The 2,315-nt window shown below is 63.5% G+C and carries 1 protein-coding gene; it reads left to right on the top strand.

Features of this window, described 5'->3' with window-relative positions; genetic code table 11:
- Positions 1–359: 359 nt before the first annotated feature.
- Positions 360–2,315, top strand: a 1,956-nt coding sequence (locus tag H8A95_RS42615) for a beta strand repeat-containing protein (protein ID WP_229188396.1), incomplete at its 3' end; no start/stop codon positions are given.

Here is a 2,315-nt window from a genome sequence, read left to right as displayed (position 1 = left end):
GCGTCGAACTGCAGGCCGGAAGCATCGCGAGCGGCGGCATTACCTTCGCCAGCTCCAGCGGGACGCTGGTGATCGACGGCACCACCATGCCCAGCGACATCATCAGCGGCATCGTCGTTGGTGACACCATCGATCTGACCGGCGTGGCGTTCGCGTCCGGTGGCTCGGCCACTGTTGTATCCGGCAGCATGCTTCAAGTTGTCGAGGGCGGAATAACGTATGATCTGCAGCTGGGGCAGAATCCCGGAGTTGGCTTCACTGCAACACAGGATTCTGGTGCGGGCACGCTGATTACGGCCACACCACCTATTACGCCATCGGTTAACGTCGCGAACTACCCTTCGGCGAGTGCAGGTCAGTTGATCGCCTTGTCGAGCCTGGTCACTGTGTCCGACCCCAACAGTGCCGGCTATCAGACTCTCCAGCTGTGGGATTCGAACGGCACGGTGGCCGGCGGCGAGTTCCTGATCAACGGCGTGGCGCAGACCGCAGGCCATGCGATCAATGTGCCGTCGGGCGCCAATGTGGTGTTCGATGCCGGTACTTCGGCCGGTACCGATACTCTGTACGCGCGGCTCGTTCAAAACAACGGCGCGCTAGGCAGCTGGCAGCAGTTTACGGTCTCGGTGGCGGCGCCGACGCTGAGTGTATCGGGCGTGCCCAGCACCACGGCCGGTGCGCAGATTGCGCTCTCGAGCCTGGTCAACGTTTCTGATCCCAGCAATGCGACGTATCAGTTGCAGCTATGGGATTCGAACGGCACGGCAGCCGGTGGCGAGTTCCTGATCAACGGCGTGGCGCAGACCGCAGGCCATGCGATCAATGTGCCGTCGGGCGCCAATGTGGTGTTCGATGCCGGGACTTCAGCCGGCACCGATACGCTGTTTGCGCAGCTCGTTCAGAACGGCACGGCAAGTGGCTGGCAGCAATTCACGGTCTCGGTGCCGGCGCCGACGTTGAATGTATCGAGCCTGCCAAGTGCCGCGGCCGGTGCGCAGATTGCGCTCTCTAGCCTGGTGAACGTTTCCGATCCAAGCAATGCGACGTATCAGCTGCAGCTGTGGGATTCGAACGGCACGGCGGCCGGTGGCGAATTCCTGATCAACGGCGTGGCGCAGACCGCAGGCCATGCGATCAATGTGCCGTCGGGCGCCAATGTGGTGTTCGATGCCGGGACTTCAGCCGGCACCGATACGCTGTGGGCGCAACTCATTCAGGGCAACGGTACGGCCAGTGGCTGGCAGCAGTTCACGGTCTCGGTGCCGGCGCCGACGCTGAATGTATCGAGCCTGCCGAGTGTCACGGCCGGTGCGCAGATTGCGCTCTCGAGCCTGGTGAACGTTTCCGATCCAAGCAACGCCACGTATCAGTTGCAGCTGTGGGATTCGAACGGCACGGTGGCCGGCGGCGAATTCCTGATCAACGGCGTGGCGCAGACTGCAGGCCAGGCGATCAATGTGCCGTCGGGCGCCAATGTGGTGTTCGATGCCGGGACTTCATCCGGCACCGATACGCTATGGGCGCAGCTCATTCAGAACGGCACGGCGAGTGGCTGGAAGCAATTTGCGGTCTCGGTGGCGGCGCCGACGCTGAATGTATCGAGCCTGCCAAGCGCCACGGCGGGTGCGCAGATTGCGCTCTCGAGCCTGGTCAACGTGTCCGATCCAAGCAATGCCACGTATCAGTTGCAGCTGTGGGATTCGAACGGCACGGCGGCCGGCGGCGAGGTCCTGATCAACGGCGTGGCGCAGACTGCAGGCCAGGCGATCAATGTGCCGTCGGGCGCCAATGTGGTGTTCGATGCCGGGACGTCATCCGGCACCGATACGCTATGGGCGCAGCTCGTTCAGAACGGCACGGCGAGTGGCTGGAAGCAATTTACGGTCTCGGTGGCGGCGCCGACGCTGAATGTATCGAGCCTGCCAAGCGCCACGGCGGGTGCGCAGATTGCGCTCTCGAGCCTGGTCAACGTTTCCAATCCAAGCAATGCCACGTATCAGCTGCAGCTGTGGGATTCGAACGGCACGGCGGCCGGTGGCGAGGTCTTGATCAACGGCGTGGCGCAGCCCGCAGGCCAGGCGATCAATGTGCCGTCGGGTGCCAATGTGGTGTTCGATGCCGGGACGTCAGCCGGCTCCGACACGCTGTGGGCGCGGCTCATTCAGAACGGCACGGCGGGTGGCTGGCAGCAGTTCTCGGTCTCGGTGGCGACGCCGACGCTGAGTGTATCGAGCGTGCCGAATGCCACGGCCGGTGCGCAGATTGCGCTCTCGAGCCTGGTGAACGTTTCCGATCCCAGCAACGCGACGTATCAG

This window comes from Bradyrhizobium oropedii (assembly GCF_020889685.1).
GTDB lineage: Bacteria > Pseudomonadota > Alphaproteobacteria > Rhizobiales > Xanthobacteraceae > Bradyrhizobium > Bradyrhizobium oropedii.
The sequence above is the reverse complement of the archived record's forward strand: the minus strand, read 5'-3'. Positions and strand labels throughout refer to the sequence as shown.